Origin of the sequence: Mesorhizobium sp. M0904 (assembly GCF_040319475.1) — a bacterium.
Taxonomy (GTDB): domain Bacteria; phylum Pseudomonadota; class Alphaproteobacteria; order Rhizobiales; family Rhizobiaceae; genus Mesorhizobium.
Genome location: NZ_JAMYOC010000023.1, coordinates 1 through 15530, shown reverse-complemented (window position 1 = coordinate 15530; position 15530 = coordinate 1). Strand labels below are relative to the sequence as shown.

Sequence of the window (15530 nt, the reverse complement as noted above, 5' to 3'; positions counted from 1 at the left end):
TTCCTAGACTATTCCGCGATCTCCAGCAGGGTCGATATCAGCAGCCGGCGCTCGTCGGCGGAAAGAATATCCGAACCGAACAGATTCATGCTGCGAAGTCCCTCGATGGCGAGATAGCAGACCAGCAGCGCCTTGAGGTTCGGCGTCTCCGCCTTCAGCCGTTCGAACACCTGCCGCCTGAACGATTTTATCGGCGTCAGGAAGTCGGGATCCTCGGCGATTGCCGAAAATATCCAGGATGCCGATGGCTTCGACTCCTCGGCATGCTCGGCCGAAAGCCTGATATAGGCGGCGAGCGGGCTCTCGCCGCTGCCGCTGTTCTTGCGGGCGGCCTCCAGCGCCTGTTGGAATGCGCTGAGATAATCCTCCACCAGCGCCTGCATCAATTTCGCCTTGGTCGGGAAATTGTAGAGAAGACCACCCTTCGACACGCCGGCACGGCTGGCAACAGCGTCCAGCGACAGGCTGCCAGGACCCGTCTCGCGCGCCACCGCGGCGGCGGCAGCGAGAATTTTTTCGCGCGAATTTGCTCTGCGGACCTTCATCAATCGTTCCCCATTCATTAGCTTAGGCGGAATTGACAAGACCGTCCAGACGGTACAGTAAGATCGCCGTCATTTGAAATTGGGACCAGTCACAGGTATGTGTTCCGGTCGTCCGACCGTTATGCTGGGCCATGGCCGAGGGGACTGTTCGTGATCAAGCGCTTCATCATCGCCTTCATTCTGCTCGTGCTGGTGTGCGGCGGCATCGTCGGCTTCAACCTGTTTCGCGACAATGCGATCAAACAGTTCTTCGCCACCATGAAGCCGCCGGCCACGACCGTGTCGACAGTCATTGTCAAACCGATGTCCTGGACCCCCGGCATCGAGGCGATCGGCACTGTCAGTGCCGTACGCGGCGTCGACCTGACGGTCGAAACTGCTGGCATCGTCAAGGACATCCTGTTCCATGCCAATCAGAAGGTCGCCGCCAACGCCGTCCTGCTGCAGCTTGACGATGCCGTCGAGCGAGCCGACCTCGTCGCGTCGAAGGCGCAAGCCACCTCCGACCAGACGACGCTGATGCGCGCTCTCGAGCTGCAGAAGCGCGGGGTCGGCACCGATGCTACGCTCGACACGGCGCAGGCAGCAGCATCGGTCTCCGCCGCGCAGGTAAACAAGCTGCAAGCGGTGCTCGACCAAAAGCAGTTGACCGCCCCCTTCAAGGGTACTGTCGGTATTCCGAAAATCGACCTTGGCCAGTATCTCACACCCGGCACCGCCGTAGTGACCTTGCAGGACATGGATACGATGCGTGTCGATTTCACCGTGCCGGAGCAGCAGCTTCCGCAGCTGAAGATCGGACAGAGGGTGCGGTTGGGCGTCGGCGGCGGCGACATGCCGTTCACCGGCAGCATCCGCGGCATCGATCCGAAGATCGACCCGACCAGCCGGCTGGTGACGGTAAGGGCGGAGGTCGGCAATCCCGAAGGCAAGCTGACGCCGGGCCAGTTCGTCCAGGTGCGCGTCGAACTGCCCGAGGAGAACGACGTGCTGGCGCTGCCGCAGACGGCGCTGACCTCCAGCCTGTACGGCGACTTCGTCTTCGTGGTGCGCCCGGCCAAATCCGCCGAAGCCAACGGCGCGGCTCCCGAGGCAAAGCCGGAAGAGAAGCCGGCTGCAGACGCTGCCAAGCCGGCGGCCGAAGCACCCGTGGCAAAACCCGACGAAAAGCCGGCTGCTACCCCAGCCAAACCGGCAGCGGAAGCCAAGCCGGCAGCGGAAGAACAGAAACCGCAGCTCGTGCTCGCCCAGGTGTTCGTCAAGCCAGGCCGCCACAACGCCGGCCTGGTCGAGATCCTGGAAGGCATCCAGCCCGGCGACGAAGTCGTTACGGCCGGCCAGAACCGGCTCTCCAACGGCATGTCCGTTGCCGTCGACAACACGATCGATCCGAGCAAGCCGGGGAACCAGCAGGCAGCCCAGCAATGAGCTTTTCCGATCTCTTCATCCGCCGCCCGGTTCTCTCGACCGTGCTTGCCTGCATGATCCTGCTTCTGGGTTTTCAGGGCATCTTCAACCTTTCGATTCGGCAGTATCCAGAGGTTGAAGAAACGGCCATCACCATCACCACGGCCTATCCCGGCGCCAGCGCCGACCTGATCCAGGGGTTCATTTCCGCGCCGATCGCGCGTGCCGTCGCTTCGACCGAAAACATCGATTATGTCACGTCGTCGAGCCGGCCGTCCTCCAGCACCGTGACGGTGCAGATGAAGCTCGGCTCCGACCCCGACGTCGCGCTGAACGAAGTCTTGTCGAAGGTTCAGAGTGTTCGCGGCGATCTGCCGGACGAAACCAAAGACCCGGTGATCGTCAAGGGCACCGGCCAGCAGTTCGCGATGATGTACATCTCGATGCAGAATCCGAACATGACACCGGAACAGCTCACCGAATATATCGAGCGTGTCGTGCGGCCGCGTATCTCGACGGTCGAAGGTGTCGCCGACGTGCAGATTTTCGGCGCCGCCGAATATTCGATGCGTGTCTGGATCGACCCGATCAAACTGGCGGCGCGCGGCGTGACGGCGGCGGAAGTGCTGACCGCCATCAACGAATCGAATTTCCTCTCGGCGCCCGGCGATACCGAAAACGAATATGTGGCTTCCTCGATCACGGTTCGCTCGACCCTGCAGACGCCGGAGGCTTTCGCTGCCCTTCCGCTCCGCTCGAAAGACGGCAATGTGGTGAGGCTGCGCGATGTGGCCCGCGTCGAGCTCGCCGCGGCGAGCACCGACACCAGGGTGACGTTCAACGGCAAGCCCGGCATCTTTCTCGCCATCTTTCCAACGCCGGCCGCCAATCCGCTGACCACGGCGGCGGCGATCCACAAGATCGTGCCGACCATCCAGGAGACGCTGCCGCAAGGCATGACGATGGAGATCGTCTATGATTCGACCGAGCAGATCAGCGCGTCGATCGAGGAGGTGTTCAAGACCATCGGCGAGGCGGTCGCCATCGTCATCGTCGTCATCCTGCTCTTCCTCGGCTCGTTCCGCTCGGTGCTGATGCCGATCGTGACCATTCCGCTGTCGTTGATCGGCGTCTGTTTCCTATTGTTTTCTTTGGGTTATTCGATCAATCTTTTGTCGTTGCTGGCAATGGTGCTGGCGATCGGCCTCGTCGTCGACGACGCCATCGTGGTGGTGGAAAACATCCACCGCCACATGGAGGAAGACGGTTTGTCGCCGATGCAGGCTGCCTTCAACGGCATGCGCGAGATCTCGTCCGCCGTCGTCGCCATGACGATAACGCTGGCCGCCGTGTTCGCGCCGCTCGCCTTCACCGGCGGCCTGACCGGCGCGCTGTTTCGCGAATTCGCGGTGACGCTTGCCGGCTCGGTGGTGCTTTCGGGGGTCGTTGCCCTAACCGTCACACCGATGATGTCGGCACGTATCCTGAGGTCCGGCTCGCACAGCCGCTTCCAGCGCATTGTCGACAATACGTTCGGGCGCGTCGAACACATCTACGAGCGGCTGGTCACCGGCTCGCTGAAATATCGCCCGGTGACGCTGATGATCGTCGTCGCACTGGTCGCCACGACCGGCTTCATGTTCACCAAGACCTCAAGCGAACTGGCGCCGGAAGAAGACCAAGGCTTCTTGCTGTCTATTGTGAACGCGCCGCGCTACGCGACGTCGGACTACACCGAGACCTACGTGAACCAGATTCTCGGGCTGGTGAATGATATCCCCGAAACCAGGGCGCGGTTCTCCGCCGTCGCGTTCCAAGGCCCGACGAACAGCGCTTTCGTCGGCTTTGCGTTCAAGGACTGGGCCGAGCGCGCGCGCAGCTCGAAGGAACTTCAGCAAGACATCACTGCGCGCCTTGCCAAGGTGGCGGGCGTCAAGGCTTTCGTCTTCGCGCCGCCGACGCTGCCCGGCTCCGGCGGTGGCCTGCCGATCACGATGGTCGTGCGCTCGACCGGCGAGGCCTCCGAAGTCTACGAGGCGGCGGAAAATATCAAGAACAAGGCGCAGGCCTCCGGCCGCTTCCTCGCCGTGGAGAATTCGATGTCCTACGACGCGCCGCAAGTGACGGTGACGATCGACCGCGACCGAGCCGCCGCGCTCAACCTGCCGATCGCCGACATCGGCCGGACGCTGACGCTCCTGGTCGGTGGCGCCGAGGTGGCGCAATTCGACCGCGAATCCAACAGCTACGACATCATCCCGCAGGTACCGCAGCAATTCCGCGACAATCCCGAAAAACTGGGGGAGTATTTCGTGCGCAGCGTGTCGGGCGAGATGGTGCCGCTCTCGGCGGTGGTGAAGATCTCGACCAACGCGTCGCCGGCCGCCATCGAGCAGTTCAACCAGTTGAACTCCGCCACGATTTCCGCTCTGCCATTGCCCACCGTCACCACCGGTGACGGGCTGAAGACCATCGAGGACATCGCCAGGGAAAGCCTGCCCGACACGTTCTTCATCGACTATACCGGCCAGTCGCGGCAGGAGAAGCAACAGGGCTACACGATCATCATCGCCTTCGCTGCGGCTGTGCTCGTCATCTATCTGGTGCTGGCGGCGCAGTTCGAAAGCTTCCGCGATCCGTTGATCATCATGATGGCGGTGCCACTCTCGATCTTCGGCGCGATCGTGCCGCTTAATATCGGGCTAGGCACGCTCAATATCTACACCCAGGTTGGCCTCATCACGCTGATCGGCCTCATCACCAAGCACGGCATCCTTCTGGTCGAGTTCGCCAACCAGCAGCGTGAAATGCACGGCATGCGGCGGCGCGATGCGATCATCGCCTCGGCCAGGGTGCGGCTGCGGCCGATCCTGATGACGACGGCGGCGATGGCGCTCGGTGTGGTGCCGCTGATCATCTCCAGCGGCGCGGGTGCCGCGGCACGCTATTCGATGGGCCTGGTGATCTTCACCGGCATCCTGGTCGGAACCATGTTCACGCTGTTCGTGGTGCCGATGTTCTACACCTTTATCGCCAGCAAGGACCTGCCGCATCACGCTGAAAAGCCGGATCCGAAGCTGATGCCGGCGATGCCGGATTAGATTGTACTAACCCAGATTAGATTGTACTAACATTGTACAATAAAAAGGCCGGATTTCCGGCCTTTCTTAAGAGACACAAGAGCAGCATCGCTCACTTGACGATGACGATGCTGGTGTTGGCCGGGCCGAAGACCTCGACGAGCTGGTAGAAATCGGCGGCGTTGTCCGGATGCAGACGCACGCAGCCATGCGAGGCCGGCTGGCCGAGGCGCTTGATGGCGTTTGTCGCATGTACGGCGTAGCCGCCGTTGAAGAACACCGAATGCGGCATCGGGGCGTTGTCGTATTTCTTCGAATACCAAACTTCATGCATGCGGGTCGGCTTGAACGCACCGGTCGGTGTGACGTGCGTCCTGTCGCCCGTCGAAACCTTCCAGGCGAATGTCGGCCGGCCGTCGACCAGAATTTCCATGGTCTGCTGCGATAGCGACACACGCGCGACGATCTTGTTGGCGGCGGCGTGGGCTGCGCCGTTGCCGGCACTGACAAGCAAGGCAGTACCGGTGATGACGGCGGCGGCGATGTTGATGAGCTTGGCGGAAATGGCAGTGTACATGATGTCTCCCCTATTCTGCCGGTCGGGGCCGGCCCAATTCATGACCGGTTTATCGGGGCGTCATGTTTCAAGCCGATTTCGCAAGATGCTCGTTTGTGTTTCGATTCTGTTTCCCCTGGTTAACAGAAAAGGTCCGTGCAAAGCAGCTTGCAGTTGCACGACGTCGTCATGACGGGTGGCGTGTTTGCCTAGGCGGATCGGCCAAACCGCGGCGCCAATACGCGATTGCCTTTCGTTTGATAGGAATTCACCTGACTCCGAAACCGAGCTGCAACAAAGCGCAGCGTCGGCGGCATGATCCGGATACAGCGAACAGGCAAAGTTGACCTAACGAAAACAGCGGGCAACGAACGATCGGAAGCCAACACTGTTTTCGCTACGGCCTGGATTGATCTGGACACTTTCCAGCCTGCGCGTCGACCGGCTCAAGCCCCTCTGGCGGGGGCGGCTTAGGGCCGTTGAGGATGCGCGGCGCCTCCGGCAACTTGCAGCCGAGAGGACCGAAGGCCCGCGCCGCAACGGGGGGCTCCGCTGGCGGCGCGGGCGCTTCGGGGGTTCCCCTGAAGTGCCCGTAAATTCCAATTTTGAGGAACGAACAGGATGAAAACGAAATTCGCCGCTTCCGTGCTTTCCGCCCTGCTTTACGTCCAGGGGCTGCTCGGCATTGCCGGCCTCGCCACCGTGCTGCTGAAGGAACGTGCCCATGCCGGCGAGGTCAGTACGACCGGTGACATGCCGTCCGGCCCGTCGCTTCTCGTGGTGCGCTGAAGAGCATCGGACCCCAAAGTGGAAACCGGTTTTGGGAAAACCCGATGCTCAAGAAAAAAGGGTGGCTGTCCTGCCTTCAATCGGCGAATTGCGTCGGCGGATCGAATCGGTAACCGGCACCCCGTATGGTGGTGATGGTTTCGGTGTCGAGCTTGCGGCGCAGCCGCACGATGCGCGAATCGATCGACCGATCGAAGGCTTCGGCATTTTCGGCGGGCGCGGCGGCGATGATGTCGTCCCGCGTCAGCACCTTGCGCGGGCTGGCCAGGAACAGCCTGAGCAGCGCCACCTGCCCAGGGGACAGCTGTTCTTCGGTTCCCGAGCGGTGCATGACAATGGCCGATCGGAGATCGACGGTCGCGTTCTCCAGCACGATCAGTTCCCCGGCGCTCCTGCCGCGCCGAGCCAGAAGGCCGCCGACGCGAGCCGCAAGCTCCCTGACATTGAGCGGGCTTTCGACGACGTCGGCGGCGCCGAGCTCGAGCGCCAGCACCTTGTCGACCAGATCGGCCGGGCGGCAGATCAGGATGAAATCCGGTCCGCCTTCGCCGCCATGTCGCCTGAGCAGGTCGCGCCCCTCTGCCTGGCTGACGCTGTCGCCGACAACCACGACATCGATACCCTTTTCCGAAAGCAGCGATTCGGCTTCCCACGGCTGTCGCGCCGCACGGACGTCATGACCGCGCCGCTCGAGATGATCGGCGAGATCGGTGGCAATTACTTCAGCGACGGAAACAAGCGCGATAACGGATCGTGCAGCCATGTTTTTCTACCCCGCATACGGCAACCCAAGAAGAGTGCTGGACATCATGTTTATACCCAATCTACTTTCCACTGAAAGCGGGAGCGAAAGCATCGTGCGTGCACGAATTGTCATCGTCGAGGACGAGCCCGACCTGAGGGACGCGGTCGCCGAGTATCTCGGCGCCAGCGGCTATGATGTGGCCACGGCCGAAAGTGCGGCGGCGGCGCGCGACCTCTTGGAAGTGCAGTCCTTCCACCTGGCCATTCTCGACATCGCCATGCCGGGCGAGGACGGCTTGTCGCTCGGGCGCTGGATGCGCTCGAAAATGCCGATCGGCATCATCTATGCGACGGCCGCCGGTACTGCGCTCGACCGCATCGTCGGACTGGAGCTCGGCGCTGACGACTACATCGTCAAGCCTTACGAATTGCGCGAAGTGCTGGCCAGGGTGCGCAGCGTGCTGCGTCGCGTTCCGGAGCCGACCGAGCCACAAAAGGCCAAGGCTGAAACATCCGGCGGCCGCCGGTCCGTGAGCTTCGGACCCTTTCACGCCGATCTCGACGGCAGGCTCGTCACCGGCGCCAACGGCGCGGTCATTGACATGGCCAAGAGCGAGTTCGACGTGCTGGAGGTGTTCCTGACGCGCGCCAACCGGCTGTTGACGCGGGCGGCGATCTCCGAGGCGATCGGTTTCGTCGAGGATCCGGAATCGTCCCGCGCCGTCGACATCCGCATCATGCGGCTGAGAAAGAAGATCGAGGCGGATCCGGCCAATCCGAAATTCCTGCGCACGGTGCGCGGCGAGGGCTATATCTTCTCGCTGCCAGTCGGCGAAAATAACTAAGGCGACGGCTTGAGGAAGCCGCGGCCAGGAAATGACGGCTGATCATGACGGCTGAAACAACACGCGTGGACGTGCAGGGCGCCAGGCAGGGCGCGGCGATGGTGGCCGTGCATGTGGTTCGCCGGCTGCGCGAAGCCGGTGACTGGCAGCGCGAGATGGAGGGTATCCTCCAAACGCTTTGCGAAGCCATGGATTGTCACCGCGGCATCCTGTTTCGCCTGCGCGAACTGCCCGGCCAGGGCTTCGCCCAGTCGGTCGCCGCTTATTGGATCGCCCCCCGGTTTGGCGGCGAGCTGGCGTCACCGACCGTCATCATGCAGTCGGTCGTCGATTCGGACCCATTGCTGGAACGGCTGGCGGAGGACGAGCGTCAAGGCAAGATCTTCGCCGGGCACACACGCGATCTCGAAGGCTTTCTGCGGACCGATTTCGAAAAGCAGAACATCAAGTCGTTCCTGTCGGTGTCGGTCTTTTCGCACGGCAATTTGTGGGGCACGCTGGCGGTCAACGACTGCATCCACGAACGCGAATGGACCGACCAGGAAGAGGCGGCGCTGCACATGGTGGCACTCGCCATCGGCGATGCCATCGAACGGTCGCCCTCCGACGCGCATGCCAGCGACGTCATTCGCCGCACCATGCTGCAGGCCTCGCTCGACGCTATCATCGTCATCGACGAGACCGGCTCGATCATCGAATTCAATCCGGCCGCCGAGAAGATGTTCGGCTATCGGCGCAGCGATATCCTCGGCAAGGACCTGCTCGACACGGTCGTGCCGGAATATTATCGCAAGGGCTATGCGTCGGGCGCCGAATACATGTCGGGCCGCGGTGCGCCGATGGTCGGCCAACGGCTTGAAACGGTCACCCAGAATGCCGCCGGCGAGGTTTTCCCGATCGAGCTGACGGCAACCGAGATGCGGGTCGCCGATCGCCAGCTGATCTTCGGCTCCATCCGCGACCTGCGCGACAAGTTGCGGGCTGAGGAGGAAATCAACCGCCAGCGCGAAAAACTGCACCAGAACGAGAAGATGGCGGCAATGGGGTCGCTGCTCGCCGGCGTTTCGCACGAGCTCAACAATCCGCTGGCTGTGGTTGTCGCCCAGTCGACGCTGCTGCACGAATTCGCCGCCGATCCGCAGACCAAGGTGCGCGCCGAAAAGGTGCGCGCCGCTGCCGAGCGCTGCGGCCGTATCGTCAAGAGCTTCCTGTCGATGGTCCGCCTGCACCCGGCTGCACAGGCAGAAACCGACCTCAACCAGGTGATCCGCGCCGCACTCGAAGTGACCGCCTATGGCGCACGGTCGAGCGGCATCATCATCGACACCGATTTCGCCAGCGGCCCACTGCTGGCCATGGCAGATGCCGACCACGTGACGCAGGTAGCCGCCAACTTCCTCATCAACAGCCAGCATGCCTTGGCCGGCGTTGCCGGCGACCGCCGGATCAAGGTCCGGACGTTTCGCAGCGACCGCGGCAATCCCGGATTCTCGGTCGAGGACAACGGACCAGGCGTGCCGGAAGCGATACGTTCACGCATATTCGAATCCTATTTCACCACCAAGCCGGTCGGTGTCGGTACCGGCATCGGTCTGTCAATCTCGAAATCGATCATCGAGCGGCACAATGGCAATATCTGGTTCGAGGAGGTTTCGCCGAGAGGTGTGCGTTTTGTCGTGCAGCTGCCGGCGATCGCGGCCGGCGCGGCCGCCGCCGGCGAAGCTCCGTCGCGGTCGAGCGGCTTGCGTCACGCGCTGATCATAGACGATGAGCCGGATGTCGCCGCGTCGCTGTCCGACATTCTGGAGTTGATGGGCATCAAGTCGCGGATCGTGCCGGCCTGGGTCTCGGCCGCCGCTACGCTGAGTGGCCATGTCCCGCCGGACATCGTGTTTTCCGATTTGCGCATGCCCGGCACCAGCGGCATAGCCGTCTATCGCGAGCTACTCGGCGAATTGCCGGGTCTAGCGCGGCGCTTCGTGCTTGTCACCGGCGATCTGATCGGCGCGAAAGGCGAGATCGAGGCGCTGCCGGCGCCGCAACGGCCGCCAATCCTCGAAAAACCGTTCAGCACGCTGGATGTGCGCGGCGTGCTCTCGGCCATTGCCGAGCAGGCCGCTCTGGGCGGCTAGACTCCGCCATCTCTCCCGGAAGAAAAAGGCTCCCGGCCGACATTGCGGCGGGAGCCTGACTGGAGTGCTGGAGGGCGCTCGCAAAAAATCAAAAAACGTTCGGCGTATCGGCCAGCGGGGCGGCGTTGGCGATCATGCGGACCGGCCGTGCCTTGCCCGACTGAGCGGCGATGACGCGCAGGCAGTCCAGGCTCTCGGCGCCCCAGGCCTGCCCCTTGCAGGCGAAATCGATCTCCGAAATCGGCAGGCGCGCCGTCTTGGTGGTGGTCGTCGCGCCATCGATGAGGTTGGCCGGCGGGTTCAGTGAGGCGAAGGCCGGACCGACAGTCGGCGTCAACGCCATGCCGGCAAATGCGGCAGCCGCCAGCAGCATGAACATCGCCATTGGATGATCACTGGCGCGCTGGCGCAGCGCCAGCTTCGGGCGCCGGTCGCTACGCTGGGGCCCCTGCTGGCGAAGGTCGGTATCGGTGATCTGGATTTTCGTACGCATCGTCGTTTCCTTCGGTCTTCTTCTTTTCTCTGTTGAAACGAACCTAATCGCACCTTGTAACCGGCCAACGATGATGGATTAACGATTGTGTAACCGGCATGAAACCAAGCCCGCGGCCATTCCTGGGCAAAGCGATCAGGCGTAGCTGCAGCACAGGTGGCATTCTCGTTTTCCGCTACCCACGGCACCAGATCCACGTCGCCTTGCCAGGCCCACGGAGCGTCGGGCGCTCAACAAGCGTGAGGGGATTAACGTCCGGAATTCCCGGGATTTTCCCGGCTTCGATCGTTCGGACTCGGCTCTCAAATCCGGCTCGATTTCTCGTCAAGAATTCGCCCCATTTTCGCAAGCCATTGCATTTCAACGGAAAATATGCTTTTATTGAACGAGCATTCAATAAATAAAGAGCCTTTATGAACCCGCATCTGCGTGACGTGGCAATTCCCAACGATTGGGATCGGCGGGGGCTGCCGGGCTGGAGCTATCATTCCGACGCCTTGCTCGAACTCGAGAAAGAGCACGTCTTCCGCAATCATTGGCAGATCGCCGGCCATGTCTGCGACGTGCCGAACGCCGGCGACTATCTGACGATGGATGTGGTCGGCGAGCGGGCGCTGATCGTGCGCGGCAAGGATGGCGTTGTACGCGCCTTCAACAATATGTGCCGCCACCGCGGCAGTCGCGTTGTCGCCGACAGCCAGGGCACTTGCAAGAACGCGCTGGTCTGCCCTTTCCATGGCTGGGTCTACAATCTCGACGGCACACTGCGCGGTGCTGCCCGCCCGCGTTCCTTCCCCGACCTCGACAAGACCGAATTCGGCCTGATGCCGCTCGAGCTCGAAATCTGGATGGGCTTCATCTTCATCCGCTTCCGCAAGGGTGGGCCGCAGCCATCCGTGGCCGAGCTGTTGAAGCCGATCGAAGCCGAGATTGCTCATTACGGCGTGGTCGAGATGGTGCCGTCCCGGGGCATCTGGACCCAAAACACGCCGGTCAACTGGAAGTCGGTGCGCGACGTCGACAATGAAGGCTACCACGTCGCCATGGCACATCCGGCGCTGCAGGATCTTTACGGTGCAACCTATTTCGACGAGCCGTTCGTCAACGGCGTGTCGCGCTCGTTCGCCACTTACAATCCGCATGCCGGACGGCGCTGGAGCGTCGCGCAATATATCAAGCTCGCACCCGAGGCGAAGCACCTGCCGGAGCACCTGCGCAAGGCATGGATCTACCACGGCATCTTCCCGAACAACGTGCTGTCGATCATGCCGGAATCGGTACAGTTCTATCAGGAATTCCCGCTGTCGACGGGTGAGACGCTGCTGCGCGGCGCCATCTACCGCTATCGCGACGAGACCAGGCAACAGGCGGCTGCCCGCTACCTATCCTACCGCATCGATCGCGACACGCTGGCCGAGGACGTGCAGCTTTCGATGTGGTCCAACGAATCCATGCTGTCCGAAGCCTTCGGAGGTTTTTACCTCTCCGATCTCGAATATGGCGTGCGCACCCACCACGACCATTTGCGTAAGCAAATTCCCGTGCTCGGATTGGAGACCGCGCCCGAGGAGAAGGATATGTGGGCACTCAACGAGGCGCTCAAATCACGCTCCTGACGCCCTGGTCCTCAGGCCCAAATGGCGACCGGAATACCGAAACGATCGGCGAGCGGCGGATCCGGAAACGGCATTGCCTCGCCTCTGACGATGCGTCCGGCAACCACCATCATTGCCGCGGCGTCGAGGAAATCGTCGGCGGCCGCGCCGCGCGGCGGCGTCTGGTCGAGAAAATCCTCGCTATAACCATGCTGGGCAAGCAGCGCCTTGCGTTCGGCCATGCCGGCCGGATTGATGTTGCCCCTGATCTTCTTGGGCAGGCGCATAGCGCGGTCGCCGTTCAGTTTGCAGAAGGCAACTTCCGGATGCGATTCGAAGACGCGGCTGCGCAGTTCGGGCCGCGCGATCAGCAGCGAATCGATCTCGCGGATCTTGGCGAAGATGCCGAAGGCCTGGATCGAGACGCCGCGCGGCGGATCTGATGTCGTCCTGGCCACCTCGCTTGCCTTGCGATGTGCGGCGTACCAGGCATCGACCGTGGTGAAAGCTTCGATCTCGGCGTAGAGCGCGGCGCGGGAGGGGATGGCAAAGACACTGGACTGCCGGGCCCCGAGCAGCGGCCGCACCAGCGCCTCCGGGCCGCGACCGCCTCTTTGCGAGAAATCGGGCAGGCCGATCGGCATGTCGACCGCCACGATCGCATTGACGGGCAGTCGGTCGAGCAACGCCGCGAAGCTTGGGAAAACGGCTGTAGACGGTGCCGCACCGGGATCGCGGCGGACGGCTATCCAGCCAGCCTTGCAACCGTCGACGCCGACAAGCACAACGTCCTCGGGCACAACGCTCTCGGGCACGACATCGTCGGGCACCACATGGCCGGGCGCAACATGCTCGGGCGCAACATCCTGCGGCACGGCGTTTTCGGCCTGCGTCACGCCCGGCGGTCCCGTTCCGGATGCAGGAGATGGCGAAGCTGCACCATCGCCATTGGGTGCGACAGGCTCTGGGCATCGGTCTCGAGCTGCAACTCGTCGCCGCCGCGCTTAGCGGTGCGCGCCAGGATCTCGTAGACCGCCGCAGTGGTCGATTGCAGAGCCTTGGCGGCCGGCTGGCCGGACAGGATCCGCGCCAGGTAAACGGCAGCCGTCAGGTCGCCGAGCCCATTCGGCGGCTTGTCGATGAGCCGGTGTTCGGCGAGCAGCGCCTCCCTGCCTGTGAGCAGCAAATTGCCGGTGCCGCCGGCCATCGTCGCCGGCGCCGATGTGACCAGCATGGCCGGTGGGCCGGCCTGCAGGGCCGCAGCCATTGTCGATTTCAGGTCTGGCAGCGGCGCTCCGGCCATCCATTCCAGCTCGTAGCGGTTGGGCGTGGCGATATCGGCGATCGGCATCAGCCGGTCGCGCATGGCGATGGCGGTCGGCTCAGGTACGTAGAGGCCGCCCGAATCGCCCATCACCGGGTCGCAGATATAGAGGGCTTCCGGTGTCTTCGCCTTGACCGCGCCGACGAGCGAAGCAACGGCGTCGGCCTGGCCAGCCTCGCCGAGATAGCCGGACAGCACGGCGCCGACCTCGCCCAGCCACGGCGCGCGCTCGAGGTCGGTCATCAGCGCCTTGAACTGGTCCAGCGGCGGCACGATGCGGGTGGCCCGGCCATGGCCCGGATGCCAGGGCAAAATGACGGTCGGCACCGCCCAAACCGGAAAGCCGAGCGTCTCCAGCGCAAAGACGGCGGCACGGTTGCCGACCGAGCCACGTGCGACATGGCTGGAGACGACGATGACCGCGCGCGGCGCGTCGGTTTTCTCGGCACTCATTGATTTTCCTAACTGCCCCTGGTGACGAAAAGCACGAGCCAGATCAACAGGCCGATGGCAATAAGCAAGCCCGCTGCCCGACCGATGCGGGTGCCCCAATATTCGATCGGATCCGACCGGTCGGCATCGGCCGCGGTGACGCGGTCGCGCGCACCTCTGGCTGTTCGCGCGAGGAACGAGGTGCCGCCCGGGTCGGTCTCGCGCGCCACCCGCTCGATGATGCGGCGCGATTCCGCGTCGCTGTCGTGGCGTTTCGCCATGGTGATACCCCGTTTCATGCCGAGCTTAACCCGTTCGCCTTGTCTGTCACAGGGCCTGACGGTAAATGGCAGAAACCAGTAACACTTCTCGGCCGAAGTCATTTTCTTACGCAAGGATTGTGCTAATGCTTCGCCTGCCAATGCGATCGAGGGGGACCTTATCATGCTTGCCCAGCGCCTTTGTTCACCGCCAATCTTCGGTAATATAGCTGCGTTCCTGGTCATGGCCGTCATGCTGCCGCTGCTTGCAGGCTGCGGCTACAACACCATCCCGACAGCTGAGGAAAACGCCAAAGCAGCGTGGAGCGAGGTGTTGAATCAATACCAGCGCCGCGCCGATCTCATCCCCAATCTTGTCAATACGGTCAAGGGATACGCCGCGCACGAGAAGGATACGCTCGACGCCGTGGTCGAAGCGCGCGCCAAGGCGACGCAGGTGACCGTGACGCCGGAAACGCTGAACAATCCGGAAGCCTTCAAGAAATTCCAGGACAGCCAGGCCGGCTTGACCAGCGCGCTGTCGCGCCTGCTGGCGGTGGTGGAGAACTACCCCGATCTCAAGGCCAACCAGAACTTTCTGGCGCTGCAAGCACAACTCGAAGGCACCGAGAACCGCATCACGGTCGCCCGCCGCGACTATATCCAGGCAGTGAGAGAGTACAATCTGACGCTGAGGACCTTCCCGTCGGTGATCTGGGCGACCTTGTGGTTTCGCGGCAACCAGCCGTTTGCGAATTTCACCATCGAGGAGGATAAGATGCAGCCGCCGAAGGTCGATTTCGGCACCAACACCACGCAAGGCGGGTGAACGGCGCCTGTTAAGCCTGGGCCTGTTGGCCTTGTATTCCTTCGCGCCCCCCTCTGTCCTGCCGGACATCTCCCCACAGAGGGGGGTGGGAAGAAACGCCGCCCTGATTTTTCTTGGCTTCGTTCTAACCTTTCTCCTGCTCCCTCTCATCGTTCTCGCCGCCGAATTGCCGGCGCTGACCGGACGGGTCGTCGACAATGCCGGCATCATCGATGCCGCGACCGAGGCGGCGCTGACGCAGAAGCTTGCCGATTTCGAGACCAAGGGTTCGGACCAGATCGTGGTTGCGACCATCCCCAGCCTCGACGGCGAGGAAATCGAGCCTTACGCCAACCGGCTGTTCCGCGCCTGGAAACTGGGCCAGGCGAAGGAGAACAACGGCGTCCTGCTTCTGGTGGCGCCGAACGACCGCAGGATGCGCATCGAGGTCGGCTATGGGCTGGAAGGCACGCTGACCGACCTGCACACCAAGCTGATCATCGAAAACGACATGGTGCCG

Annotated in this window: 15 protein-coding genes; 8 read left to right on the top strand and 7 right to left on the bottom strand. The window is 62.7% G+C overall.

Translation table 11 applies throughout. The features are described 5' to 3' along the window. Positions 1-8: 8 nt before the first annotated feature. On the bottom strand, positions 9-545 hold the full coding sequence (locus tag NKH80_RS22845) for a TetR/AcrR family transcriptional regulator (protein ID WP_352509081.1): 537 nt from the start codon (positions 543-545) through the stop codon (positions 9-11). Between the two features lie 150 nt (positions 546-695). Here NKH80_RS22845 and NKH80_RS22840 point away from each other — a divergent pair, with 150 nt between their 5' ends. Together NKH80_RS22840 and NKH80_RS22835 are read left to right on the top strand one after the other, a co-directional pair. Continuing rightward, on the top strand, positions 696-1973 hold the full coding sequence (locus tag NKH80_RS22840) for an efflux RND transporter periplasmic adaptor subunit (RefSeq protein WP_502900986.1): 1278 nt from the start codon (positions 696-698) through the stop codon (positions 1971-1973). Further along, complete coding sequence (locus tag NKH80_RS22835; RefSeq protein ID WP_352993603.1) at positions 1970-5053, top strand: efflux RND transporter permease subunit; 3084 nt, start codon at positions 1970-1972, stop codon at positions 5051-5053. Before NKH80_RS22840 ends, NKH80_RS22835 begins: the two co-directional genes overlap by 4 nt. 91 nt (positions 5054-5144) lie before the next feature. Here the strand turns inward: NKH80_RS22835 and NKH80_RS22830 are convergent, their stop codons facing one another. Then, on the bottom strand, positions 5145-5609 hold the full coding sequence (locus NKH80_RS22830) for a L,D-transpeptidase (RefSeq protein ID WP_352877330.1): 465 nt from the start codon (positions 5607-5609) through the stop codon (positions 5145-5147). 600 nt (positions 5610-6209) lie between these two features. On the opposite strand from NKH80_RS22830, the gene NKH80_RS22825 reads away from it, so the two are divergent. After that, positions 6210-6377, top strand: a complete 168-nt coding sequence (locus NKH80_RS22825; RefSeq protein WP_254817759.1) for a hypothetical protein — start codon at positions 6210-6212, stop codon at positions 6375-6377. Positions 6378-6453: 76 nt separating this feature from the next. Here the strand turns inward: NKH80_RS22825 and NKH80_RS22820 are convergent, their stop codons facing one another. Then, positions 6454-7140 (bottom strand): response regulator transcription factor, encoded by a 687-nt coding sequence (locus NKH80_RS22820; protein WP_292663715.1) that lies wholly within the window; start codon positions 7138-7140, stop codon positions 6454-6456. A gap of 46 nt (positions 7141-7186) precedes the next feature. Between NKH80_RS22820 and NKH80_RS22815 the strand changes: the two genes are divergently transcribed. Continuing rightward, positions 7187-7966: a response regulator gene (locus NKH80_RS22815; protein WP_254817757.1), complete on the top strand. Its 780-nt coding sequence runs from the start codon at positions 7187-7189 to the stop codon at positions 7964-7966. A 44-nt stretch (positions 7967-8010) separates the two neighbouring features. Continuing rightward, positions 8011-10098 carry a PAS domain S-box protein gene (locus NKH80_RS22810; RefSeq protein WP_352993600.1) on the top strand — a complete coding sequence of 696 codons (2088 nt, stop codon included), beginning with the start codon at positions 8011-8013 and terminating at the stop codon, positions 10096-10098. 88 nt (positions 10099-10186) lie between these two features. On the opposite strand, the gene NKH80_RS22805 is transcribed toward NKH80_RS22810, so the two are convergent. Next, on the bottom strand, positions 10187-10591 hold the full coding sequence (locus tag NKH80_RS22805; RefSeq protein ID WP_352649429.1) for a hypothetical protein: 405 nt from the start codon (positions 10589-10591) through the stop codon (positions 10187-10189). Between the two features lie 413 nt (positions 10592-11004). Here NKH80_RS22805 and NKH80_RS22800 point away from each other — a divergent pair, with 413 nt between their 5' ends. Continuing rightward, entirely contained in the window at positions 11005-12207 is a 1203-nt protein-coding gene (locus NKH80_RS22800) for an aromatic ring-hydroxylating oxygenase subunit alpha (RefSeq protein WP_352993598.1), read from the top strand. An 11-nt stretch (positions 12208-12218) separates the two neighbouring features. Here NKH80_RS22800 and NKH80_RS22795 read toward each other — a convergent pair whose 3' ends face one another. From NKH80_RS22795 to NKH80_RS22785, 3 genes are all read right to left on the bottom strand, one after another. Continuing rightward, positions 12219-12986, bottom strand: a complete 768-nt coding sequence (locus NKH80_RS22795; protein WP_352993698.1) for a DUF429 domain-containing protein — start codon at positions 12984-12986, stop codon at positions 12219-12221. Positions 12987-13078: 92 nt separating this feature from the next. Then, the gene (pdxY, locus tag NKH80_RS22790; RefSeq protein WP_352740821.1) at positions 13079-13963 is read right to left on the bottom strand and encodes a pyridoxal kinase PdxY; all 885 of its coding nucleotides are present in this window, start codon (positions 13961-13963) and stop codon (positions 13079-13081) included. A gap of 8 nt (positions 13964-13971) precedes the next feature. Beyond that, complete coding sequence (locus tag NKH80_RS22785; protein ID WP_254818056.1) at positions 13972-14223, bottom strand: hypothetical protein; 252 nt, start codon at positions 14221-14223, stop codon at positions 13972-13974. A 163-nt stretch (positions 14224-14386) separates the two neighbouring features. Here NKH80_RS22785 and NKH80_RS22780 point away from each other — a divergent pair, with 163 nt between their 5' ends. Both NKH80_RS22780 and NKH80_RS22775 read left to right on the top strand, forming a co-directional pair. Further along, entirely contained in the window at positions 14387-15031 is a 645-nt protein-coding gene (locus NKH80_RS22780) for a LemA family protein (protein ID WP_352993596.1), read from the top strand. Between the two features lie 85 nt (positions 15032-15116). Continuing rightward, positions 15117-15530 (top strand): TPM domain-containing protein (locus NKH80_RS22775; RefSeq protein WP_502900984.1); only part of this gene is annotated, 414 nt, incomplete at its 3' end.